22 protein-coding genes are annotated in these 21952 nt (G+C 50.4%); 14 read left to right on the forward strand and 8 right to left on the reverse strand.

Going from position 1 to position 21952, the window contains the following annotated elements; genetic code table 11:
• Positions 1-2 precede the first annotated feature (2 nt).
• Positions 3-668: a YktB family protein gene (locus tag ACFQ0N_RS03760; RefSeq protein WP_379323029.1), complete on the reverse strand. Its 666-nt coding sequence runs from the start codon at positions 666-668 to the stop codon at positions 3-5.
• A 149-nt stretch (positions 669-817) separates the two neighbouring features.
• Here ACFQ0N_RS03760 and ACFQ0N_RS03765 point away from each other — a divergent pair, with 149 nt between their 5' ends.
• On the forward strand, positions 818-1042 hold the full coding sequence (locus tag ACFQ0N_RS03765) for a hypothetical protein (RefSeq protein WP_379323030.1): 225 nt from the start codon (positions 818-820) through the stop codon (positions 1040-1042).
• 151 nt (positions 1043-1193) lie between these two features.
• A complete protein-coding gene (locus ACFQ0N_RS03770) occupies positions 1194-3182 on the forward strand; it encodes a copper amine oxidase N-terminal domain-containing protein (protein ID WP_379323031.1) in 1989 nt (662 codons plus the stop codon).
• An 84-nt stretch (positions 3183-3266) separates the two neighbouring features.
• Here ACFQ0N_RS03770 and ACFQ0N_RS03775 read toward each other — a convergent pair whose 3' ends face one another.
• The 3 genes from ACFQ0N_RS03775 to ACFQ0N_RS03785 are packed head-to-tail and all read right to left on the reverse strand — an operon-like array spanning position 3267 to position 6354.
• Complete coding sequence (locus ACFQ0N_RS03775; protein ID WP_379323032.1) at positions 3267-4346, reverse strand: Gfo/Idh/MocA family protein; 1080 nt, start codon at positions 4344-4346, stop codon at positions 3267-3269.
• Positions 4339-5322, reverse strand: a complete 984-nt coding sequence (locus tag ACFQ0N_RS03780) for an AraC family transcriptional regulator (RefSeq protein ID WP_379323033.1) — start codon at positions 5320-5322, stop codon at positions 4339-4341. The genes ACFQ0N_RS03775 and ACFQ0N_RS03780 overlap by 8 nt, the downstream gene beginning before the upstream one ends.
• Positions 5323-5361: 39 nt before the next feature.
• Entirely contained in the window at positions 5362-6354 is a 993-nt protein-coding gene (locus tag ACFQ0N_RS03785; protein WP_379323034.1) for a Gfo/Idh/MocA family protein, read from the reverse strand.
• A gap of 257 nt (positions 6355-6611) precedes the next feature.
• On the opposite strand from ACFQ0N_RS03785, the gene yidD reads away from it, so the two are divergent.
• From yidD to mntR, 7 genes are all read left to right on the forward strand, one after another.
• Positions 6612-6872 (forward strand): membrane protein insertion efficiency factor YidD, encoded by a 261-nt coding sequence (gene yidD / locus ACFQ0N_RS03790; protein WP_379323035.1) that lies wholly within the window; start codon positions 6612-6614, stop codon positions 6870-6872.
• Between the two features lie 378 nt (positions 6873-7250).
• Entirely contained in the window at positions 7251-9245 is a 1995-nt protein-coding gene (gene metG, locus ACFQ0N_RS03795; RefSeq protein WP_379323036.1) for a methionine--tRNA ligase, read from the forward strand.
• A gap of 151 nt (positions 9246-9396) precedes the next feature.
• A complete protein-coding gene (locus ACFQ0N_RS03800) occupies positions 9397-10356 on the forward strand; it encodes a metal ABC transporter solute-binding protein, Zn/Mn family (RefSeq protein ID WP_379323037.1) in 960 nt (319 codons plus the stop codon).
• Positions 10357-10398: 42 nt separating this feature from the next.
• Positions 10399-11217, forward strand: coding sequence for a metal ABC transporter ATP-binding protein (locus ACFQ0N_RS03805; protein ID WP_379323038.1), 819 nt, complete (start codon positions 10399-10401; stop codon positions 11215-11217).
• Positions 11205-11999, forward strand: coding sequence for a metal ABC transporter permease (locus tag ACFQ0N_RS03810; protein WP_379323039.1), 795 nt, complete (start codon positions 11205-11207; stop codon positions 11997-11999). The genes ACFQ0N_RS03805 and ACFQ0N_RS03810 overlap by 13 nt, the downstream gene beginning before the upstream one ends.
• A gap of 32 nt (positions 12000-12031) precedes the next feature.
• Entirely contained in the window at positions 12032-12748 is a 717-nt protein-coding gene (locus tag ACFQ0N_RS03815) for a cytochrome c biogenesis CcdA family protein (protein WP_379323040.1), read from the forward strand.
• A 164-nt stretch (positions 12749-12912) separates the two neighbouring features.
• Entirely contained in the window at positions 12913-13335 is a 423-nt protein-coding gene (gene mntR, locus ACFQ0N_RS03820) for a transcriptional regulator MntR (protein WP_379323041.1), read from the forward strand.
• A gap of 186 nt (positions 13336-13521) precedes the next feature.
• Here the strand turns inward: mntR and ACFQ0N_RS03825 are convergent, their stop codons facing one another.
• Together ACFQ0N_RS03825 and ACFQ0N_RS03830 are read right to left on the reverse strand one after the other, a co-directional pair.
• Positions 13522-13821 carry a hypothetical protein gene (locus ACFQ0N_RS03825; RefSeq protein ID WP_379323042.1) on the reverse strand — a complete coding sequence of 100 codons (300 nt, stop codon included), beginning with the start codon at positions 13819-13821 and terminating at the stop codon, positions 13522-13524.
• 27 nt (positions 13822-13848) lie between these two features.
• On the reverse strand, positions 13849-14829 hold the full coding sequence (locus tag ACFQ0N_RS03830; protein ID WP_379323043.1) for a DUF1385 domain-containing protein: 981 nt from the start codon (positions 14827-14829) through the stop codon (positions 13849-13851).
• 213 nt (positions 14830-15042) lie between these two features.
• Here ACFQ0N_RS03830 and ACFQ0N_RS03835 point away from each other — a divergent pair, with 213 nt between their 5' ends.
• The 5 genes from ACFQ0N_RS03835 (at position 15043) to ACFQ0N_RS03855 (ending at position 19745) form a co-directional block, all read left to right on the forward strand.
• Positions 15043-15570: a YqhR family membrane protein gene (locus tag ACFQ0N_RS03835; RefSeq protein WP_379323044.1), complete on the forward strand. Its 528-nt coding sequence runs from the start codon at positions 15043-15045 to the stop codon at positions 15568-15570.
• 65 nt (positions 15571-15635) lie between these two features.
• Complete coding sequence (gene aroQ / locus ACFQ0N_RS03840) at positions 15636-16121, forward strand: type II 3-dehydroquinate dehydratase (RefSeq protein ID WP_379323045.1); 486 nt, start codon at positions 15636-15638, stop codon at positions 16119-16121.
• Between the two features lie 102 nt (positions 16122-16223).
• Entirely contained in the window at positions 16224-17294 is a 1071-nt protein-coding gene (locus tag ACFQ0N_RS03845) for a M24 family metallopeptidase (RefSeq protein ID WP_379323046.1), read from the forward strand.
• Positions 17295-17340: 46 nt separating this feature from the next.
• On the forward strand, positions 17341-17898 hold the full coding sequence (gene efp, locus ACFQ0N_RS03850) for an elongation factor P (RefSeq protein WP_379323047.1): 558 nt from the start codon (positions 17341-17343) through the stop codon (positions 17896-17898).
• A 593-nt stretch (positions 17899-18491) separates the two neighbouring features.
• Positions 18492-19745 carry an aspartate kinase gene (locus tag ACFQ0N_RS03855; protein ID WP_379323048.1) on the forward strand — a complete coding sequence of 418 codons (1254 nt, stop codon included), beginning with the start codon at positions 18492-18494 and terminating at the stop codon, positions 19743-19745.
• A 770-nt stretch (positions 19746-20515) separates the two neighbouring features.
• Here the strand turns inward: ACFQ0N_RS03855 and ACFQ0N_RS03860 are convergent.
• Together ACFQ0N_RS03860 and comA are read right to left on the reverse strand one after the other, a co-directional pair.
• A complete protein-coding gene (locus ACFQ0N_RS03860; RefSeq protein ID WP_379323049.1) occupies positions 20516-20977 on the reverse strand; it encodes a DUF441 domain-containing protein in 462 nt (153 codons plus the stop codon).
• A 60-nt stretch (positions 20978-21037) separates the two neighbouring features.
• A complete protein-coding gene (gene comA, locus ACFQ0N_RS03865) occupies positions 21038-21904 on the reverse strand; it encodes a phosphosulfolactate synthase (protein WP_379323050.1) in 867 nt (288 codons plus the stop codon).
• Between the last annotated feature and the right edge of the window lie 48 nt (positions 21905-21952).

Consider the following 21952-nt stretch of genomic DNA (forward strand, 5'->3'; position numbering starts at 1 on the left):
CATCAAAAGGCCATCCGATAGAGCGGCAGCACTTGCCGGAAGGTCGCAACTGCCGTTTCAAGAAAAGCGCTGCCATCCTTCAGCAGCGGATCGTGCCGATCGATATGGATGCCGCAAAGCGCTTCGGAGGCTTTTACTGACTTCAGGCGGGCGAGCAAGCTGCGCAGCCCGTCCTCTCCAAGCTGTCCCTGCGGCGTGCCTTCCGGGACCATATGATTGCCCGACCATATAAAATGCGGCGGGATATGCGTCATAATGTCGGAAAGCTGCTGAAGGGCGTGCTCGGCAAACACGGCTTTATTCGCAGCTTCATAAATAATCGCGAACTGCACAAACAGGTGGGAGCCGAACAAGCCGATTTGAAAATGGGGATGCGCCTTATACCCGCGTTTATTAGGAGCAAAAGCGACCCATGTGTCGTTCGGAGGATTGATCGTTCGTCTTGCATGCTTGGCCACATGCGGATAAATCTCTTCTCCGCACAGCTCGCTCAAGACAGGCGACAGCAGCTCGCCCAGCTCATGCAGCTTGGGGCGGATATGTTCGATTAATTTCTCCATGCGGGCTTCCAGTCCCGGAATAGCGAACACGTCGAAATCCGTTTGCGAAAAACCGGAAAATGAATGCTGCGCCGGCTGCTTGCTTTTATCTGCTTTTGTTAGTGGCATCAGAATCTTGTCCTTTCGTTAGAGTTCACAGAGATGTCGGTTGCTTTTCGCCGCATTATCGATTACTGTCAAAGTCTAGTCTAGTTCAACAGTTCGGGTTTGTCGAGTAACGTCCGGGGAGCCAAGAACATTGGGGGGATTTAATATTAATGTGGCAGGTTATATGGTTTATCATTAATATTCTGTTTGTAATTTCACTGGTCGTTTATTTGTTTGTACAGCGCACGGTTACGTTAGCCCGTGAGGAGAAGGATGATGCGCGTCTGCAGAAGGCGAAGCGGCTGCGGATCGTTGTCGGAGTAGTGACAATCGTCCTGTTTGCTGCAATGATTGGCAGCTTTTTGACGAATATGCGGTTGAATGGTGTCGAATAAAAAAGGGGGGCCAGCCAGCGCAGCGGTAAATTGTGTCGATTTTATGTCTTGGGTGAGTAATTTCGCAACTTTTCCAGCTAGCTCGGCGTTTAACTTCTTGGAGGTTGCAGATTCAACCAGATAGTTGTAGAAGTAGAAAAGGAGACAGGACATGAAATCTTTGAAATGGTTGTTGATGTTATCATTATTGATTTTACCGCTGGGGGGCTCGTTCTCTCCGACCGCGTTTGCTGAAGAGATCATTACCGATAAGTTGGAACTGCAGCTCGACAGTACGGCAATGGTTCACAATGGGTGGGGATTCCAAACGCCACAGCCGGCGACGGTGAAAAAAGGTACGACGTTTGTACCATTTGCAAGCTTGGCTACGCGTTATGGCTATAAAGTAACCTATGACTCCAAGTCCAAGGAGTCGATTGCGATTAATGAACAGCTAACTGGCAATAAACGGGAAATTCGTTTTAAGCTGGACAGCACGCTAGTAAAGCAGGGAAGTAATATCGTTAAAGCGCCGGCAGCGCCGTTTGCCGTTAAGGGAACTTTAATGGTTCCGGTACGCACCTGGGCTAATGTTACCGACAGCAAGCTCAGCATAAAGGGCAAAACGATTTCACTTTCCTGGAACTCGCTTCCTCCTGCGCCGACTGCCGAATTTACAGTATCGCCTAGCAAAATTTACGCAGGTGAAACGATGGTGACTTACACGGATCGCTCCAAGAGCCCAAGCGGAGCAAGAATTATTAACGAAGCTTGGGAAGGCAAATTGAGCGTGTTCCCGGAAGCGGGCCAGTATACCATTACGAGACAGGTTCAGGACGCGAATGGAACATGGAGCGAGCCGTACAGTGTAACGATCGACGTGCTGGCGCCTAACTTGCCACCAGTTGCCGATTTCACAACAGACAAGCTGCAATATCGCATCGGTGAGCGGATTGAATATACCGATTTGAGCACCGACGACGGCAATGCAATTGTAAAAAGAACATGGACGCCTAAGCTTAAAGATGTCCAAGTGTTTTTCGAGCCGGGCGAACATCAGGTCACATTGGAAGTAGAAGATAAGCAAGGCTTGAAAGATAAAATAACGAAGACGATTTTCGTTACCGATGAAGTGCTGTATACGCGCGCAGAGTACGATATGCTGTATACGGCGGTTGGCGACAAGTTTGCAATGGCTTCAAGCAAGGCTTTAAGTTTTCCGGCGCTCAAGTACTCCATTGAATCGGACCGGGCGAAGTTCGTGCGCAGCAACAGCCCCGAGACGCTGACGAAGGAAGGAATCGTTTATGAGGACGTGCTTTCGGGAGATGTCCGCTTCCTGTTCCACAATTTGAATAATTCCGGCTATTCGCTAAAAATGTATTTGATTGTAACGAATCCGAACTCGACGACAGCTACTGTCAGCACCGGCGCCTTCGGCCTTGGCGGGCCAAATCAGTTTGTCGGGAATACAGGCAAACTGTCGACGGTGCGTTATTTGAAATCACTTATGGAAAAACCGGCGCCGAAATGGTTCACGTTGAAGCCGGGCGAATCGATCAGTTTAATGCCGGAATTGTCCCAATTCCCGATTAAACCGAAGCAAGTTATTTCCGCTTACGGCGACGTGTTCTCGGAAAAAGAATTGCAATACCGTGTCGTCGTCGTCAAGGAAGACCGCGATCCGATTAAATCTTTGCCTGATCTGTCGATTTTGGAGCGCGACGTCCATGTCCGCGGCACCTTCAGCAGCGCCAACCGCACAATTGAAGTGAATGAGCCGCTGGGTTATGACGGCGACCGCATCGTGCTTGGCGACTATAACTACGACTCCTATCTGGTCGGTTATGATGCGACCAGCGGACAAAATGAAGTCAATGTCGGCAACTTCGGCGTCGTCTACAAATTGAAGCTGAACCGCGTAGCGCCGAATACATTGATCGTGCTTAATCCGCGCGCCGGCCATTACACAGGCGGTTTCATCGTCAATGGGGAATTGGTGACTCTAACGAATGACAGCATTTTAAACCTTGGAGATGCCGGCGTTTTGTATCGAACCGGTAACCAGGAAGAATCTGTAGAAATGGTGTTCACCTTGGCTACAGGCAGCAATTTGGCAGTTGCGATGCTCTTAATGCCGATGCCGGAAGAACGATATTGAGAAAAACAGCAAACAGCCCCTCGCGAATGGATGGCCTCCATTTGCGAAGGGCTGTTTTTTTACGCTCAAGCCGGTCGTTGTTGTTTAAGGCAGCTCGATTGCGACCTCGCACTTCGCTTCCGCCGAGCGCTGAACGCCATCGATAATGGCTTGCTGAATTAAGATTTGCTCGCCTGGAATTGGAGCCGGGCGGCCTTCGCGCACAGCGTCGACAAAATCGCGAACTTTTTCGAAGAAGAGCTGGCGGTCATGCTCAATGACAGGTACCGGAGTTGCCGTTTGCTGCCCCATAAAGTCGTGGTAGAGCGTCATCGCGCCCACTTTGCCGTCCCAGACGCCGGACCAGTTGCCGGAGCCGTGCGGCGTGACCTTTAGGCCTCCGTCCGTACCGAGAAACATCGTAGCGCCGAGCGTGTCCATATGCATCGCCCAGGAAATTTTGAATTGCAGCACGAGATCGCCCTCGAAACGCACCATAGCTACGCCGAAGTCCTCGACTTCAAAACGGTCCGCTTCCGGATGATAGAGCGGATTCGTGCCAAAGTAATTGGACGTATAGGCGGATACGGTAAGCGGCTTCGGATAGCCGAGCGCGTTGAGCGCCATATCCAGAGAGTAACATCCGATATCGGCCATCGCGCCGGCTCCCGCCAGCTCCTTGCGGATGAAGGTGCCGCCGGGCATGCCGCGCCGCCGTCCGCCGCCTGTCTCGACATAATAGACCTTGCCAAGCTTGCCGGATTGCACAATCTCCTGTACCAGCTTCATATTCGGGTCGTAGCGGGGCTGAAAGCCGATTGTAAGCATGCGCCCCGTCTCGCGCTGCACTTGGACCATATCGACAGCTTCAGCCAGCGTGACCGACATCGGCTTTTCGAGCAGTACATTTTTGCCGGCGCGGAGCGCATCTACGGTCGTCTGATGATGGGATACATTAGGCGTACAAATGCTGACGCCATCCAGCTCAAGCTCGAGCAGCTTGCGGTGATCCTCGAAGGATTGCGCACCGCCCAAACCATGCTGGTCTGTAAATTGTTTCGCCTTGCCCGGGACTACGTCAGCTATGCCGACAATTTCTACATTTTCCAGCTGTTTATATTGCGCTACATGAGCGCCGGCAATACCGCCGCTGCCAATGATGCCGATCCGCATCGTTTTAGTCATGGGAGTCAATCTCCTTTGCTTGTTGTAAAGGTGTCTCGCCGGAAGCGCCGGCGGCATGACTGGCTTTGAACTGCTTCGGTGTCATGCCGAAGCGCTTTTTAAATACATGATACAAGTAACTGCCGCTGGCAAAGCCGTGCTCGAGCGCAATCTGTTCGATCGAGCCCTGTCCCTCTAAGATCGCATTGCATATTTGGGAAAGACGGTAATTTTCCAAATAGGCGCTGAATGAACCGGAGCTTTGCTCCTGGAAAATCCGCTGCAGCTGCCGTCCGCTGATTCGAATCCGTTCCGCCACTTCCTGCAGCGACAAAGGCGATGCGTAGTTGTCATGAATGAACTGCGTCGCCATTTGGAAGCGATGCTCATTGATATTGCGGGTTGGCGGCTCGATGGATAGCGCGGGCAAGGCTGACATGCGGGAGGCGCGGAGCAGAATTTGGATCACGGCCTGCTTGATCGTCGAATAAGCGCCGCTATGGCCATTGAGCCAGGCGCGATACGCGGTCAAAAACCAGGCCATGGCATTGTACTGATCGGCGACCGGCCGCCGGGGAAGGGCATTGATCGCTTGAATGCAGGCTTCGGCCTCCTGCAGCTCCCACGATTCTCCCCAGTCGCCGGAAGGTGCTGCGGCCGGCAGCGGAGTGATGTCCACATGCAGGCACAGCTCATCCATCGCCTCGCTGTCATCTGCTTCCTGCTGATGCAAAACGCCCGGGCCGGTCAAATAAAATTGCCCTTCCTGCACGTTGTAGCTGGTTTCCTCGAAGCGGATAATTCCTTTGCCGCGCGGGATAAAATGAAACTCGTATTCGGAATGTTTGTGAAAGCGAATGATTTTGCCCGGCGGAAAAGACGTTAAATGGCACCGGATTACACGGATTCCATACCCGCCCCAACGAAAACGAATGTCCAGCCGATCAATGGCATCCTGCTTGTCGGCCATTAATGTATATGCGAACGGTTTGCCCATATTAGCGCGTCCTTTCCTGCCGGATTTTTATAGCTGCAATTAAGCCTTCAGATCGGAAAGACGAATTTCCCGCTGCTCTTTTTCCGATAGGTTGGAAGCTTCCATCAATTTCGTCAAATCGATTGCCAGCTCAATATTTTCATCGGCCGTCGTATCGTTCAAAATATGATCTACCCATTGATCAAAAGCGGAAATGCGGTTCTTCGGCATTTCGATCGCCACCCATTCGTCCGCTTTCAGCTTATTGCTGCGTACACGTACGATTTCGTCAGGCAGACCGTAAAGGAGCGTGCCTTCCGTACCGTGAATTTCGATGCAGAACGGGGAGTGGGAGTTGACGAAGCCGGCTTCGACAATCCCGATTGCGCCATTCTCGTAACGAAGAATCGATACCGCGTTATCTTCTACCTCTTTGCCGCTTACATAGCCGAACGTTGTGCTCACGCTTTGCGGCACGCCAAGGAACAGGCGGGTCAAATACATCGGATGGCAGCCCAGATCAATAAGCGCGCCGCCGCCGCATTGCTCAAGGCTGAAGAAATGATCGGGCAGCCAGCCGGCAATGGCGCCGTTATGCGACAGACGGGCGCGCGCCTGAGTCAGCTCGCCGAGCAAGCCTTGCTCGATAACTTGCTGGGCAGCCAGTGTATAAGCATCGTTCAATCTTGGCAGGGAGACAGTGAATTTTACCCCTGCTTCGCGGATCGCGGCCATAATTTCATTCACTTCTTGCAAAGTAGGAGCAATAACCTTTTCAGTGAAAATATGCTTTCCTGCCCGAGCTGCTTTAATCATGACGTCACGATGGATATTGGTCGGCGTGTCGACAACTACAGCGTCGACGTCCTCACGTGCCAATAGTTCATCTAAATCTGCGACAAAAGGTACGCCTAGCTTCTCAGCGTTTTCTTGGCCGCGTGCTGGGATTTCATCCCATACCGCAACAACCTCAGTCTGTGAATTTCCTTGTACTTGTTTCGTGTAATCCCATGCATGAACATGCCAATAGCTAAGCATAGCAACTCGAATCATCTGTAGTTACCTCCTATAATAGATACTCTAATTATGCGACACAACGATAAGGTAACACAAATATGCGCAAGCTATAATCGATTAATATGACATTCGCTCTGTAAATTTGCGACATTTGTTTTTGTCACAATGTTGCACTAAAACAGGAGCGGGAGGAAAAGTTCATTATACTGCTGTTGACGCTGCTTATATTTTCAGGCATGATGAGAGAAAATGAATCTGAAAGCTTTATTTTAAGGAAGTGGCGATTTTATTTGATGCGAACATTGCTCCGTCTGCCGATTGTAGCCTACCGGCGCTTCATCTCGCCTTTGAAGCCGCCGACCTGTCGCTTCTATCCAACCTGCTCCGCCTATGCGCTGGAGGCGATTGAAAAGCATGGCGCGCTGCGCGGAAGCTGGCTTGCCGCAAGGCGCATTGCCCGCTGTCACCCCTTTCATCCCGGCGGGATCGATTATGTGCCGCTCACAGAGCGTGAGAAGCGCGAGTTAGCGCAGCAGGATGCCGGCGTCTCTTGACATTGCAGCTGCAGATTAGTTATATTTAACAATAAACGTACAATTCAATAATTCACTTCAATGAATGGATAAGTACGATCATTGCGCCCTTTACAGAGAGCCGGGACAGGTGGGAGCCGGCAAGGAGACGATATCGGAAGATGGTCCTGGAGAATCTGCTTTCGAGCTGGCAGCGGCAGGCTGCAGCAAGGGAGCGGCGTAGGCCGCGTTACTGGCATGATGTCATCTGCAGCAGATGACACTTAATGAGCTTTTGCAGCCGTCTGTATGGATGATGGCGTGCAAGAGGAATTTGGGTGGTATCGCGTAAGCTAGGCTTTCGCCCCATACGGGCGGAAGCTTTTTTGATTTTCTAACACACATAAGGAGGCTCCAATAATGAGCGAAGCAAAAAAAACGTTCTATATAACGACACCGATTTATTATCCGAGCGATAAACTTCATATCGGTCATGCTTATACGACGGTGGCCGGCGACGTAATGGCTCGCTACAAAAGGCTGCGCGGCTATGATGTCTGGTATTTGACCGGTACGGACGAGCATGGGCAAAAGATTGAACGCAAAGCGGCGGAAAAGGGACAATCGCCGCAGCAGTTTGTCGACGGTATCGTGGCGACGATTAAAGAGCTGTGGAAGAAGCTCGATATTTCCAATGACGATTTTATTCGCACAACAGAACCGCGCCATAAGGAAGTCGTTGTGGAGATTTTTGACCGTTTGCTGCAGCAGGGCGATATTTACAAAGGGACTTACGAGGGCTGGTACTGCACCCCTTGCGAATCGTTCTTTTTGGAGCGGCAATTGAATGACGGCAACTGTCCCGACTGTGGCAGGCCGGTGGAGCTGGTGAAGGAAGAAAGCTACTTCTTCCGGATGAGCAAATATGCCGATCGGCTGCTGAAATATTACGAGGATAATCCGAGCTTCATCCAGCCGGAATCCCGCAAAAATGAGATGATCAACAACTTTATTAAGCCCGGGCTTGAGGACTTGGCGGTATCCCGTACGACGTTTGAGTGGGGCATCAAGGTTAAGGGTGATCCGAAGCATGTCGTCTATGTATGGATCGATGCCTTATCGAACTATATTACAGCGCTGGGCTATGGCACGGACAATGACCAGCCTTTCAAAACGTTCTGGCCGGCCGATGTGCATCTCGTGGGTAAAGAAATTGTCCGCTTCCATACCATTTACTGGCCGATTATGCTGATGGCGCTTGATCTGCCGCTGCCGAAGCAAGTGTTTGCCCATGGCTGGTTCCTCTCCAAGGACGGCAAAATGTCCAAATCGAAAGGGAATGTCGTCGATCCGGTCGTCTTGATTGAACGGTACGGTCTTGATGCATTGCGCTACTTCTTGCTGCGCGAGGTGCCTTTCGGCTCTGACGGCGTATTTACGCCAGAGGGCTTTATTGAGCGTATCAATTTTGATCTGGCTAATGATTTGGGCAACCTGCTCAACCGTACCATTGCGATGGTGGACAAATATTGCGGCGGACAAATTCCAGCCTATGCCGGCAATGTAACGGCGTTTGACGAAGCGTTGGCGGGACTTGCAGCCGGCACGGCAACGCAAGTGGAAGCAGCGATGGATAATATGGAATTTTCTGTTGCGCTGAATGGCTTGTGGCAGCTGGTAGGCCGGACGAACAAGTACATTGACGAAACACAGCCTTGGGCACTGGCCAAGGATGAAGCAAAACGCGGCGAGCTGGAATCCGTCATGCATCATTTGGCGGAAGCGTTGCGGATTATGTCGATTTTGCTGCAGCCGTTCCTGACGAATGCGCCGCGGGAAATCCGCCGTCAGTTGGGGATCGAAGAAGGTGAGCTGGCCTCCTGGGATAGCGCGAAGACATTCGGTTTGCTGCCTGCCGGCACCAAGGTAACCAAAGCCGAACCGATCTTCCCGCGCCTCGATGCAGAGGTGGAGACGGCTTACATTGCCGCTTCCATGAATAAGGGGATAGCCGCTGCTGGAGCGCAGGAAGGACAACAGGCTGAGGATTCGGCTTCCGCTGCTGACGTTCAGGAGGTTCCTGAGCTGAAGGACGAAATCACGATTGACGAGTTTGCCAAAGTGGAGCTGCGCGTCGCGCAAGTTATCGCGGCAGAACCGGTGAAAAAGGCGGATAAGCTGCTGAAGCTGCAGCTTAATCTCGGCTACGAGCAGCGGCAAGTTGTATCCGGCATCGCGAAGTATTATACGCCTGAGGAGCTTGTAGGCCGCAAAGTGATTTGTGTGACGAATTTGAAGCCGGTCAAGCTGCGCGGCGAGGTTTCGCAAGGCATGATTTTGGCAGCTTCTGTCGGAGAGCAGCTGACACTGGCTACTGTGCCTGACAGCATGCCGAACGGCGCGATCGTGAAGTAAGAAGCAAGTAAAGAGTGAAGGCTAAGCAATAGGGGCTGTAAAGCTCCGGGCTCGGCCTTCACTTTTTGTCTATTGACAAGTTAAAAGTCGAGCTTATATAATTTAAAACGTAATTGTTACGAATAAATAGATTATAAGGAGCTTGAATCAGATGAAATTATTTCGTGTTAATATGACAGCGGCAATTTTGCTGCTGCTTGGCATGCTGCTTATTTTATCCGGTTGTACCAGCAGCAGTGACAATAAATTGGTGGACGGCAAGACCAATGTGGTGACAAGCTTTTATCCGCTTTATTTTTTGGCTAAGCAGATCGGCGGCGAGCAAGTTAATGCGGTCAATTTAATTCCGGCAGGGGTCGAGCCGCATGAATGGAGCCCGAAAAGTCTCGATCTGGATATCGCCTCCAAGGCCCAGCTGTTTTTGTATAATGGCGCAGGCTTTGAGGGCTGGGTGGATAACTTCCTTAAGGGGCTGTCCAAAGACAGCAAGGTAGTGACGAAGGTTGCCAGCGAAGGAATCGCTCTGATTGACAGCGAGGGCGAAGAGGAGGAGCACGATCATGGTCATGAAGCGGATGCGGACGGCCATCATCATGATCCGCATACGTGGGTAAGCCCGAAGTCGATGCTCATTATGGCTGAAAATGTACGCAATGCGCTTATCGAGGTCGATGCGGATCACCGTGAGCAGTATGAGGTTAATTACGAAGCGCTGCAAGTGAAACTCAAGCAGCTGGATGAGCAATATACGGAGAAGCTGGGAGCGGCAAAGCTGAAAGCAATCGTGACCTCGCATCATGCTTTTGGTTACTTGGCGCGTGATTATGGGCTGGAGCAAGTGTCAATAATGGGGCTATCGCCTGATGCCGAGCCAAAAGCGCAGGATTTGCTGCAAATTGCCAAGTTCGTCAAAGAGAACGGCATCAAATACATTTTCTTTGAAGAGCTGGTGTCCGATAAGCTGGCGAATACGCTGGCGCGCGAGGCGAAGGTTGAGACATTAGTGCTAAATCCTGTTGAAGGACTGACACCTGAGCAGGAAAGCAAGGGCGAAGATTATTTTTCAATTATGGAAGCGAATTTGCAAAATTTGCTGCAAGCATTACAATAGAAGGATCAGGAAGAAGCGCGGAGTAAGAGGGAGGCAAGAAATATGAATAGCGAGACTAAGCTTGCGGCTCCGCCAATTTGTCATGATCACGTCATTGAACTGATTGACGTATCGTTTTCTTACCAAAGCAAAAAGGTAGTCGAGCATATTAGCTTTGGTGTTCAGGAGCGAGACTTCGTCGGGCTGATCGGCTCGAACGGGGCCGGGAAGACGACGCTGCTGCGGATGATTGTCGGGCTGCTTAAGCCGGACAGCGGTGCGATCAAGCTGTTTGGGACGCCGATTGCGCAATTTCGCGACTGGGGTCGCATCGGGTATGTTCCGCAGAAAAACAATTTCAACCCGCTGTTTCCAGCGACAGTCCGCGAAGTGGTGCTGTCAGGCTTATACGGGAGAAACAAATTGTTCCGCCGGATTACGAAGGCTGATCAGTTGAAGTGCGATGAAGCGCTGCATGCGATGGCCATTGAGGACCTGGCGGACAAACGAATCGGTCAGCTGTCCGGAGGGCAGCAGCAGCGCGCTTTTTTGGCTAGAGCGCTCATAAACAATCCGGCGCTGTTAATTCTCGATGAGCCGACGGTCGGCATTGATGTGGAGACGCAGGAAGGATTTTTTCACTTGATCAAGCATATGCATCAACATCATAATATGACTTTTTTGATGGTGTCGCATGATATGGAGATGATCCGCTCCTATCTTGGCGAAAAGCCCAAGCGGGAGTATGGCAAGATCAACTTTTATGTGAAGCATTCGCATGAGCTTGAGGATTGTACGGAAACGAATTTAACACACGGCTTGCGGGACTTGCGCCGGTCGATGGACAATGAGAAGGTGGGCGTAGCAAGTTGGAAATCCTAACGAGCGAGTTTTTTCAAAAAGCGCTGATCGGGGGCGTATTAATCGGTATTACAGCGCCGCTTATGGGGCTGTTCCTCGTACTGCGCCGATTGTCTATGATCGGCGACACGCTGGCTCATGTTTCGATTGCCGGGGTTGCGCTGGGCTTCCTGATCGGCATTTATCCGATAGGCGTTGGACTGCTGTTCGCATTAGCTGCTACGCTGGCGATTGAGAAACTGCGCAAAGCGTACAAAAGCTATGCCGAGCTGTCCAGCGCTATCATTATGTCTGGCGGCGTCGCGCTAGCTTCCTTGTTATTTACGCTGGGCAAGGGCTTTAGTGTAAGTGTAAACGACTATTTGTTTGGCAGCATCTATACACTCGATAATTTTGATTTGCTTGTCATCGCGATCGTGACGGTTATTGTAGTGCTTGTGATCGGGACGCATATGAAGGAACTGTTTTTGCTTACTTTCGATGAAGATGCAGCCGCTGTAAGCGGGCTGCCAACCCGGTATTTCAATCTGCTGATAAGCGTTATGACTGCATTAGTCATCAGTGTCTCCATCAAAATTGTAGGGGCGCTGCTCGTTTCTGCTCTATTGACGATACCGACAGCGTGCGCGCTTGTAGTTGCCAAAAGCTTCCGGCAATCCGTCATCGCCGTCGTGCTGATTGCCGAGGCGGCGATTATTGGCGGGCTGATGATGGCCGGCATTTGGAACTTGGCTCCCGGCGGTACAATAGTACTGCTGCTTATCGGCGTGCTTTTGCTGCTGCTACTTGTAAAAAGACGATAATGTAATTCAGTTTAGTTTTTAGGAGGCTCCTTATGACGGATGTAAATGTATGGATTGCGTTCGGAGCGGGCATTGCTTCGTTCATTTCGCCGTGTTGTCTTCCTCTTTATCCTTCGTACTTATCGTATATTACAGGCATATCTGTAACGGATCTGAAAAGTGAAAAGCCCGGCAAGGCAGTGCGCATTCGGACGATGTCGCACACCTTGTTTTTTATACTGGGTTTTTCGGTTATCTACTATACGCTTGGTTATGGGACGAGCGCATTCGCCGACTTTTTTTCGGAATATCAGGAACGTATCCGGCAGCTGTCGGCTGTACTTATTATTTTGATGGGTCTAATTCTGACAGGGCTGATTCAGCCTAAGCTGCTGCTCAAGGAGCGCAAGCTTCCGCTCAAGCTGGAAAAGTCGGGCTATCTCGCTTCGTTCGTATTTGGGATCGGCTTTTCTGCAGGGTGGTCACCATGTACGGGACCGATACTGGCGGCGATTCTGGCCTTGGCGGCATCTGAGCCGGGAACCTGGTTTCAACTGACTACGGCCTATGCATTAGGATTTGCTATTCCGTTTTTTGTACTGGCGTTCTTCATTGGCTCTGCGCGCTGGATTGTGCGCTATTCGGCTCTTATGATGAAAATTGGCGGCAGCATTATGATTTTAATGGGGATTTTGCTGTTTACGAATCAGATGACCAAAATTACGATTTGGCTGAACTCGATTACGCCCGAATGGATGATTTTTAACTAAAATGGTGCTAATCGTGACATTCAACAGGTTGCGGCAAGCTATGCAATCAGTGTATGATACAAGAAGTGACTCGCGGTGAAATGAATATTGAACCGACGTGGTAATTAAATACATCGATTTCAAAGGTATGGAGCTGGATGATGGTGGGAATGGAGGTTCTTTCGATGCCGACGCCGAGCATGGAAGACTATTTGGAACGGATTTACAAGCTTATTGATGAAAAAGGTTACGCACGCGTATCCGACATTGCAGAAGGACTCGAAGTTCACCCTTCATCGGTAACAAAGATGATCCAGAAATTGGACAAGGACAATTATCTGGTCTATGAGAAATACCGCGGTCTCGTGCTGACCAGCAAGGGGAAAAAGATGGGCAAGCGCCTTGTGGACAGGCACGAATTGCTGGAATCCTTTTTGACCGTGATCGGAGTAAGAGAAGAAAATATTTACACGGATGTCGAGGGAATCGAGCATCATCTGAGCTGGGATTCTATTACTTGCATCGAAACTTTGGTTCAATATTTTCAGCGTGACGAGAGCCGCCTGGCGGAGCTGAGAGCGATTCGTCAAGAGCTTGATACGGAATAAGGGCAGGCGCGGTTAAGGCCGCATCCTGCAGCAAAAAAACCGCTGGTACAATATGTACCAGCGGTTTTTTTGCTCAAAATATAAGAAAGTATAAGTTTCACCTTATACACAGCTTATATTTGTAAGGGAAGAAACTTGCTTCGCCAAGGATGGCATCAGCCGTTTCTTCTTAGGTCTGCCTGCGATTTAGTGATACTTCGGTATGTTGTCGTCATCTTTGCCGCCTTCAATAACTCTGAAGGGCATCGATTTCCGCGCTTTGGCTTTATTCACCGCGGCGGCATCGCGCCTTGCGACCGATTTGGCAGCTGCCTTTTTGCGGAGCCCCCGCATTTGCAGCATGTACAGCATGAAAATACCGCCAAGGACAAGAACGGGAATAAGGAGCCGCGCCGGTTCAGTCAGCAGACCGTATACCAGTCCAATCCCGGCAAGCAACAGAATGAAAATCGTCAACGGACTAAGTTTGCGCAGTATGGTGCTCACCCTTTCTTACATCTCTTCATCAAGACTCTAAGCGGATTTGGCCATCTTCTGGTCGATCTCGAGCATGCGGTTGAAAGAGGCGATCGATACGGCGACTTGCTCGTCGGTCGGCTCTTTTGTCGTCAGCTTCTGCAGCCACAGTCCCGGATAGCCAAGCACGCGCAGCACGGGAATATCGCGCACTGCATTGGTGACGCGTAATGTTTCATAGGACAATCCCAGTACGACCGGCAGCAGCAGCACCCGTAAATAAATTCTTTCCCACATAGAGTCCCATGTGAAAATCGGCAGCGAGTAAATGATGACACCGACAATGACGGAAAAAACAATAAAGCTGCTGCCGCAGCGATAATGCAGCCGCGTATAGCGCTGTACATTACTTACCGTCAAGTCTACGCCGCCCTCATAGGCACTAATTACTTTATGCTCGGCTCCGTGATACTGGAACAGTCTCTTGATCAGCGGAGTTAGCGAAATAATGTAAAGGTAGAAGAGCAGAAACGTAATTTTAATCAAGCCTTCAATCAGGTTATTAACTACTATATTCAGCTTGGTATGTCCGAATATCAACTCGGTAACGGCTGCCGGTACAACAGTGAAAGCAAGCTTTCCGACAATAAAAGAGATGATGCCGGCTACCGCAACCCCGACGATCATCGTCAGGCTCCAGCCGCTTTTTTCTTTTTTCTCGGATTCAGCCGGCTGATCCTGCGGTTTATCCTCCGGCTTATCTCCTGCAGTTTCATCCTCCGCATAGGTTTCCATTGAGAAGTTCAAATGCTGCGATCCTTTGGCGCTTGATTCCAGAATGCCTACAATGCCGCGAATTAGCGGAATTTTTTTGAGCTTTTGAATCCATGGTTTTGTAGTCCGAGGCACTTCATAGAAGATAATTTCGTTATTTTTGCGCCGTACTGCGGTTACATTTACGTGCTTTCCTGCAAACATAACGCCTTCTATGACAGCTTGCCCCCCATAAATATTTTGTGCGTTCTGCGACAAGGTCATGTCACCTTCCTTTTGAAATTCAGCTGAATAGCGTGTAGGGAATGAAATTCGTCTGCTTCTATTGTACTTTATTATTGCGCTGAAAGCGAGAGGGGGCGTTTGCAGTGCATACGCCTGCAGAGGATTTTCAAATTAACATTTTGTACATACTAGAACGTAGAACGGAGCGGAATTATGAAAATCTGTATGCAGTGTGCAAGGAGGTGGACTGGAATGAGCGGATTATGGTCTGGACAGCAAGCTCATGGAGCTGTCGCGGAAGGGGCGCGGAGCAAGCATCAAACAAATTCTTTTTATTTTGGCATCAGGCTTGGCTTTTTTGCCGGTCTGATCTGGGGATTAGTGCGCTGGATGCTGTACAGTATTAAGTTTACAAAAGTGATTCCCGCTTTTTTGGCAGAGCCCTTTTTTCGGCATCAGTTTTTAGTTTCAGGCTGGGGGCACGCGCTGGGGCTTGGTTTTTTTATCCTGTTTTCGATCGCTGCGACCTTTTTATATATCGTTGTATTCGGACGGCTTAAAGGGCCGTGGTGGGGGATCATCTACGGCATCGCCTGGTGGGCGGTTCTGATGGTGGCCGCAGGGCCGCTATGGGGGACTATGGAGCCGTTTAACAGAATTGGCTACGATACAATTTCAACCGAGTTTTCCGTGTTTGTCGTCTGGGGATTATTCATTGGGTACACGATTGCTTTCGAGTTTCATGACGAAGCGTCAAGGGAGCCGGCCAGGCCGAATTGATTACTTCTCAAAGGGCGGGTGTATGTGGTAAAATGTCAATTGACTTATGCTCCGGGAGGGTAGTTATGCGATCAATATTAGTGTTGAACGGCCCCAATTTGAACATGCTCGGCGTCCGCGAACCAGGTGTGTACGGCACGGCTACGCTGGCGGATATTGAGTCGCTTCTGACAGAGCATGCGGCAAAGCTTGGCGTCGATATTTCATTTTACCAATCGAATCATGAAGGCTACCTGATTGACCGGATTCATGAAGCTTACGGAAAAGTGGACGGTATTGTTATTAATCCGGGCGCATTGACGCACTACAGTTATGCGCTGCGCGATGCATTAAGTACAGTCGCTTTGCCTGTCGTCGAGGTTCACATGTCCAATATTCACAAACGCGAGCCGTTCCGCCATGTGTCGGTTGTTGCTCCGGTTGCGGTTGGACAGATTGCCGGCTTCGGCGTGCAAAGCTACATACTAGGTTTGTCCGCTCTTGCAGAGCATCTTCGATTACAGCAGGAAGAAACGGCTGACCTTGGCGCGAAGCAAGGTTCTTCCTCTTAGAAATATAAGCGATGTAGGGTCAAACTTATGTTTTCTTATATTTTTAACAAGTCTGAAGATCAGTCCGGCTAGTGCGATAGTTGTATAATTGGAGGAGGACGTATGACGAATAGACGGGTAACTGCGATCAGAGCCCAGTTGAACGAGCTGAAACTGGACGGCTTGCTGATTGCTAGCGCCGTTAATCGGCGATACGTGAGCGGATTTACCGGATCTGCCGGTATTGTGCTTCTCACGCCAACAGACGAATGGCTGGTAACTGATTTTCGCTACAATGTACAAGCGGCTGAGCAGGCTGCCGGATTTCAAGTGGTACAGCAGCAAGCCAGAGCGATCGATACGGTAGCCGAGCTGGTAAAGAAAGCAGGATTAAAACGGATTGGCTTTGAGCAAAGTCTGGTCACTTTTAGCGAGCATGCGTTGTGGGCTTCCGTCCTGAAAGATGTGGAACTGGCTCCGACCAGCGGTATCGTTGAGAAGCGGCGAATGTACAAGGACGAAGATGAGCTGGAAATTATGCGCGCCGCTGCCAGGCTGGCAGATGAGGCGTATGAGCATGTTCTCGGCTTTATCAAGCCAGGTGTGCGCGAAGGCGACGTTGCGCTTGAACTGGAGATGTACATGCGCAGCAGAGGCGCGACAGCTACTTCCTTCGAGACGATCGTTGCCTCGGGCGAACGGTCGGCCTTGCCGCATGGCGTGGCCAGCGAGCGGCAGATCGGCGTTAATGAGTTCGTAACGATGGACTTTGGAGCGCTCTTTGGCGGTTATTGTTCGGATTTGACAAGAACGGTCGTTGTCGGTCGGGCACAGGAGCGTCATCGGGAAATTTACTCGATTGTGCTTGAAGCCCAGCAAGCGGCACTGGACGGCATCAAGCCCGGCATGACAGGCAGAGAAGCGGACGCCATTGCGCGCGACATCATCGCGCGTTACGGCTTTGGAGAGCAATTCGGGCACAGCACCGGGCATGGTTTGGGGATGGAAGTGCATGAGATGCCGCGTTTGTCCAAGCTTGCGGACGATGTGCTCGAGCCTGGGATGACAGTAACTGTAGAACCGGGGATCTACATTCCTGGTTTCGGCGGTGTGCGGATTGAGGATGATATCGTCATTACTGCCACCGGCAACACTCGCTTGACCACCTCAGCCAAAGAGCTTGTACAGCTCTAGTGAGGTTGGTCGATATTTTGCGTAATTACTTAGGAGGGAATTTGCAGTGATTTCAGTTAACGATTTTAAAACAGGCTTGACCGTAGAAGTAGACGGAGATATCTTTACCGTACTTGAGTTTCAACACGTTAAACCAGGTAAAGGCGCTGCCTTCGTGCGTTCCAAGCTGAAAAATCTGCGCAACGGCAACACCGTTGAGAAAACGTTCCGCGCCGGTGAGAATATCGGCCGTGCCCATGTAGAGAACCGTGCAGTACAATACTTGTACAATGCAGGCAATGAATATACATTCATGGATAACGAAACATTCGACCAATTCACGCTGGATCAGGATCAGCTGGAGTGGGAAATCAATTTCCTTAAAGAAAACATGACTGTGAACATTACCAGTTATCAAGGCGAAATTTTGGGGATTACGCTGCCGAACAGCGTAGATTTGAAAGTGATCGAGACTGAGCCGGGCGTGAAAGGCAACACGGCTCAGGGCGCAACGAAGAATGCCAAGGTAGAGACTGGCCTCAATGTACAAGTGCCGCTCTTTATCAATGAAGATGATGTTTTGCTGATCGATACGCGTGAAGGCAAATATATCTCGCGCGCATAATTGAACGGTTGAGCCGTCCAGACAAAGGTCTGGACGGTTTCTTGTTTTCTGGAATTAATAAGTTTCACCCGATAAATTCCAGGGACTTTTAGGGGAAGAAACTGCCTCGAGCCAAGGACAACGAGCCTAGTGGACACGATCCGCTATTTTGTCGAAACCCGGTCTATTCGAAGGTTCCGCGGACACAGGATCCGTTATTTGCTGGTTTTGCCGGATTTTAACGACCAATAACGGATCTACGGTTCGCTCGGGTCCGCTCGTTCGTGATGAACGAATCCTAACGGATCTCACGGCCGCTATTTTCGAAAATTCGACCGATCTGAAATTGTAACGGAACTGTGCGCTGCTATTTGATAATCAGGAGCACGATTTCGGCCAAAAATGTGTCATTAAGATCGCACACTTCCGTTAGATTTAAAAAGGGAGGATTAATGGCGAAATAACGTCTGTAGCAACCGTTAGCTGAAACCGCTAAAATACGGTCGCTCCTCCATGAAGGACTTCAATAGAAGTTCTTCTTTCATATTCAAAGAGTTACTTTTGTGGTATAATCATTTTTTGTGATGGAATTGAATGTGGGGAGTGGATCAGCGTTGTCGTTGATTGTTATGAAATTCGGCGGCAGTTCCGTCGGCACAACAGAGCGCATGCAGCGCGTGGCCAGACGGATTGCCGATTACCATGAAGCCGGTCACCAGGTAGCGGTTGTCGTTTCTGCTATGGGCGATACAACTGATGACTTGATTGATCAGTCCAAGCAGCTTAATCCGAATCCGCCGGCGCGCGAGATGGATATGCTGCTCACGACAGGGGAGCAAATTTCAGTTGCATTATTATCGATGGCTATCCATCAGATCGGTCATAAGGCGATGTCGCTTACAGGCTGGCAAGCAGGTTTCCGCACAGATGCCGTTCACGGCAAAGCGCGGATTACAGATATTGCGCCGGAGCGGATTTTCAAGGCATTCGAACAAGGGTATACGGTTATCGTAGCCGGATTCCAAGGAATGACAGATGACGGAGAAATTACGACACTTGGCCGCGGCGGCTCGGACACGACAGCAGTTGCGCTGGCTGCAGCGATTAATGCTGATGTGTGCGAGATTTATACAGATGTGGACGGCGTATATTCGACCGATCCGCGCGTCGTGAAATGTGCGCGCAAGCTTAATGAAATTTCATATGATGAAATGCTGGAACTGGCTAATTTGGGCGCGGCTGTGCTTCATCCGCGTGCTGTTGAATATGCGAAGCATAACAACGTACGGTTAGTAGTCCGTTCAAGCTTTACGCAAAATGAAGGCACGAGTGTGAAGGAGGAAGCGGTCATGGAACAAGGCGTAGCCGTTCGCGGCATCGCTTATGACAAGGATGTAGCAAGAATTAGCATCTTGGGCGTTGAGGATGTGCCGGGCGTACTGGCGACTGTATTCGGTGCGCTCGCAGCAGGCGAAGTAAATGTTGACATTATCGTACAAAGCGGTGTATTGAACGGCAAGGCTGACTTCTCGTTTACCGTATCGCTTAGCGACAAAGATAAAGCGATCTCCGTGGTTGAAGGCATCCGCGGCGAGGTTTCCTTCGATGAAGTAACCTCGGAGGAAGATCTCGTAAAAGTATCGATCGTCGGCGCCGGCATGGTTAGCAATCCAGGCGTGGCAGCCAAAATGTTCGAAGTGATTTCCGGGCTTGGCATTAGCATTAAGCTGGTTAGCACATCGGAAATCAGAGTATCTTGTGTCATCGCTGCTGACCGTATTCACGATGTCGTTCGCGCGCTGCATACGGCATACGGCTTGGATGTGGAAGAGCAAGCGTTTATCGGCGGGCCGAAAGACCGCCGCTAACAAGAAAAAAGGCCGCTTTAGGCTGTCATCGCGAGGTGACGGCCTAGAGCGGCCTTTTGTGCGCTAGACAGCGCAATCGATTAAGGAGGAACTACCTCAAGGAGAGGGCTTTTGCGCTCAGCTAGACGGGGGGCCTTGAGACATGCGGAAATATGATCCGTTATGTGTGCGAAAAACGGGCGATTTAGGCTTTCGCGGACAGAGAATCCGTTATTTGTGCCAATTGCCTGATTTTCGCGGCGATTCGAAGCAAATAACGGAACCATGGTCCGACGCTCCGGCGTTTTGGAACGCTTGTTCACAGATAACGGAACGACAGTCCGCTCAGGCTCGGTCAGGTACGCTCAGATTCGCTTAGGCTCGTTCAGGTCCGTTCAGGTCCGTTCAGTTTCGCTCAGCTTCGCTCGTCCGCTTACCGAACTTGTCTTTGACGGTCCGGCAACCGGAGTAAGCGCTCAAATGTTGTAGTTTGTGCAACAAACCTATGGCGGGAAGCACACATGGCAGCGAATTGTTGTACGAAATGCAACAATCTGCTTCTTCAAGTAGCCGAAATGGCGATGATTGTTGCAGAACGTGCAACATTTTGACTCTATACAGCTGCATTCTAAGTGGAATGTTGTATTGTGTGCAACAATTATCCCTCATCCCGCATCCCCCATCCCGCATCCCTCATCGCTCATCGCATCCTTAATCTCATACCTCAACCCTCATCGCTCATCTCTGATCACTCGCCGCCAACTGCCCTGTCCGGCAAACGAAGTAAGCGCTCAAAAGCGGCCGGCAATGAAGCTGAAGATTTTGAATAAGATTGCGGTCAAGCCCGCTGCCATTAGCGGGCCGACAGGGATGCCGCGAAAAAAAACGATACCGATAATGGAACCGACAACGAGTCCGACAATTAGCTGGGGATCGAATTTTAACATTTCGAGGCCTTTGCCATTCACATAAGTGGCAATTGCTCCTCCTGCCAGCGCTAAAATGCCCGGCCATGAAGTTAAGGCCTGCACAATATGCTTGGTCTCAATTCTTCCGGAAGCGAAAGGGACAAGGACGCTAAAGGTGAGAAAGAGCAAGCCCAGCTCCAAGCCGCGCCGTTCAATAGCAGGCAAGTAGCGGTCAAGCGCTACCAGTTTAATAACGAGCAATATACAGGCAGCTGTGGAGATGATTGGCGATCGCCCAATCAACCCGATAATGATCAATGCAACCAGTATTATTTGCCCGTTCATATTCGCCACCTCCGACTGTATCTATCACAGTCTATGGAACAAGCCCTGCTAATATGTCGGTTAAATCATATAAAGGAAGGCGCTTTCCTCACCGGAGTCCTCCTGCTCCTGTGTGCGGCCTTGCTGAAGGCCGAAGCTAAAGGTGTCCGAGCGCAGCCCGCGGCGCAAAGTCTCAAGCGAAAGTATATCGGCCGGCGCGATATTCCCCAAATTTACATTTGAGCCAAACCGCTGCAGCAGCAGTACCTGCTGATGCTTTAACGGCGCCTCCCACATAATTTTCGATTGATCTTCCACAACGTGACTAATGCTATCGAGAATTCCTTCATTGCACTCTCCCCGCTCGTTAAATAAGCCTCCGCCGCAGCCGGATTCCCGGGCCTCGACCGTTACGAGAGAAGAGCCGGCTTCAAGATCTGCTTCTGCTCTGAGCGCAAAATCTGTGGCGTCAAGCAGCGAATTCGAAAGTTTTTTGCCATACTCGGAAACCACTTTAAGACCGCGCCTCACTCCTTCACGAATTAATTCATCCCGCAATTGCTCCTTGAGCTGGATCGTTCCATCCGATACTTCCACGCCGTTGAAGCCCAACTGGCAAATCGCATCAAAAAAAGCTGTCACTTTATTTTGCTGGACGGCAGCTTCGAGCAGAGTGCCTCCTGCCATGACTGTAGTTCCATATTGCTTTGCCAGATTGATTTTGAACAGCAGCAGCTCGGTTGGATATAGAGGCGCTGTGCCGAATCCGATTTTAATACAGCTAATATAAGGGGCCGCTGTCTCTAATAAATCTGTAAAACCATTACGCCCCAAAAATTTGTCGATTACCATCGTTTGCCCGAATGTTGAGGATGTACGCCGGTTTGCTCGCTCTCCGCTCGGATCAATCAGCTCAAGCGGCCATACCTGTTGTAAGTTCCCACTCATTTCAGTTGCTCGCCTCACTTATCAAAGAAGTTCCTTTAATATATGCAG

Source organism: Paenibacillus sp. GCM10027626, from assembly GCF_042676285.1.
Lineage (GTDB): Bacteria > Bacillota > Bacilli > Paenibacillales > Paenibacillaceae > Paenibacillus_Z.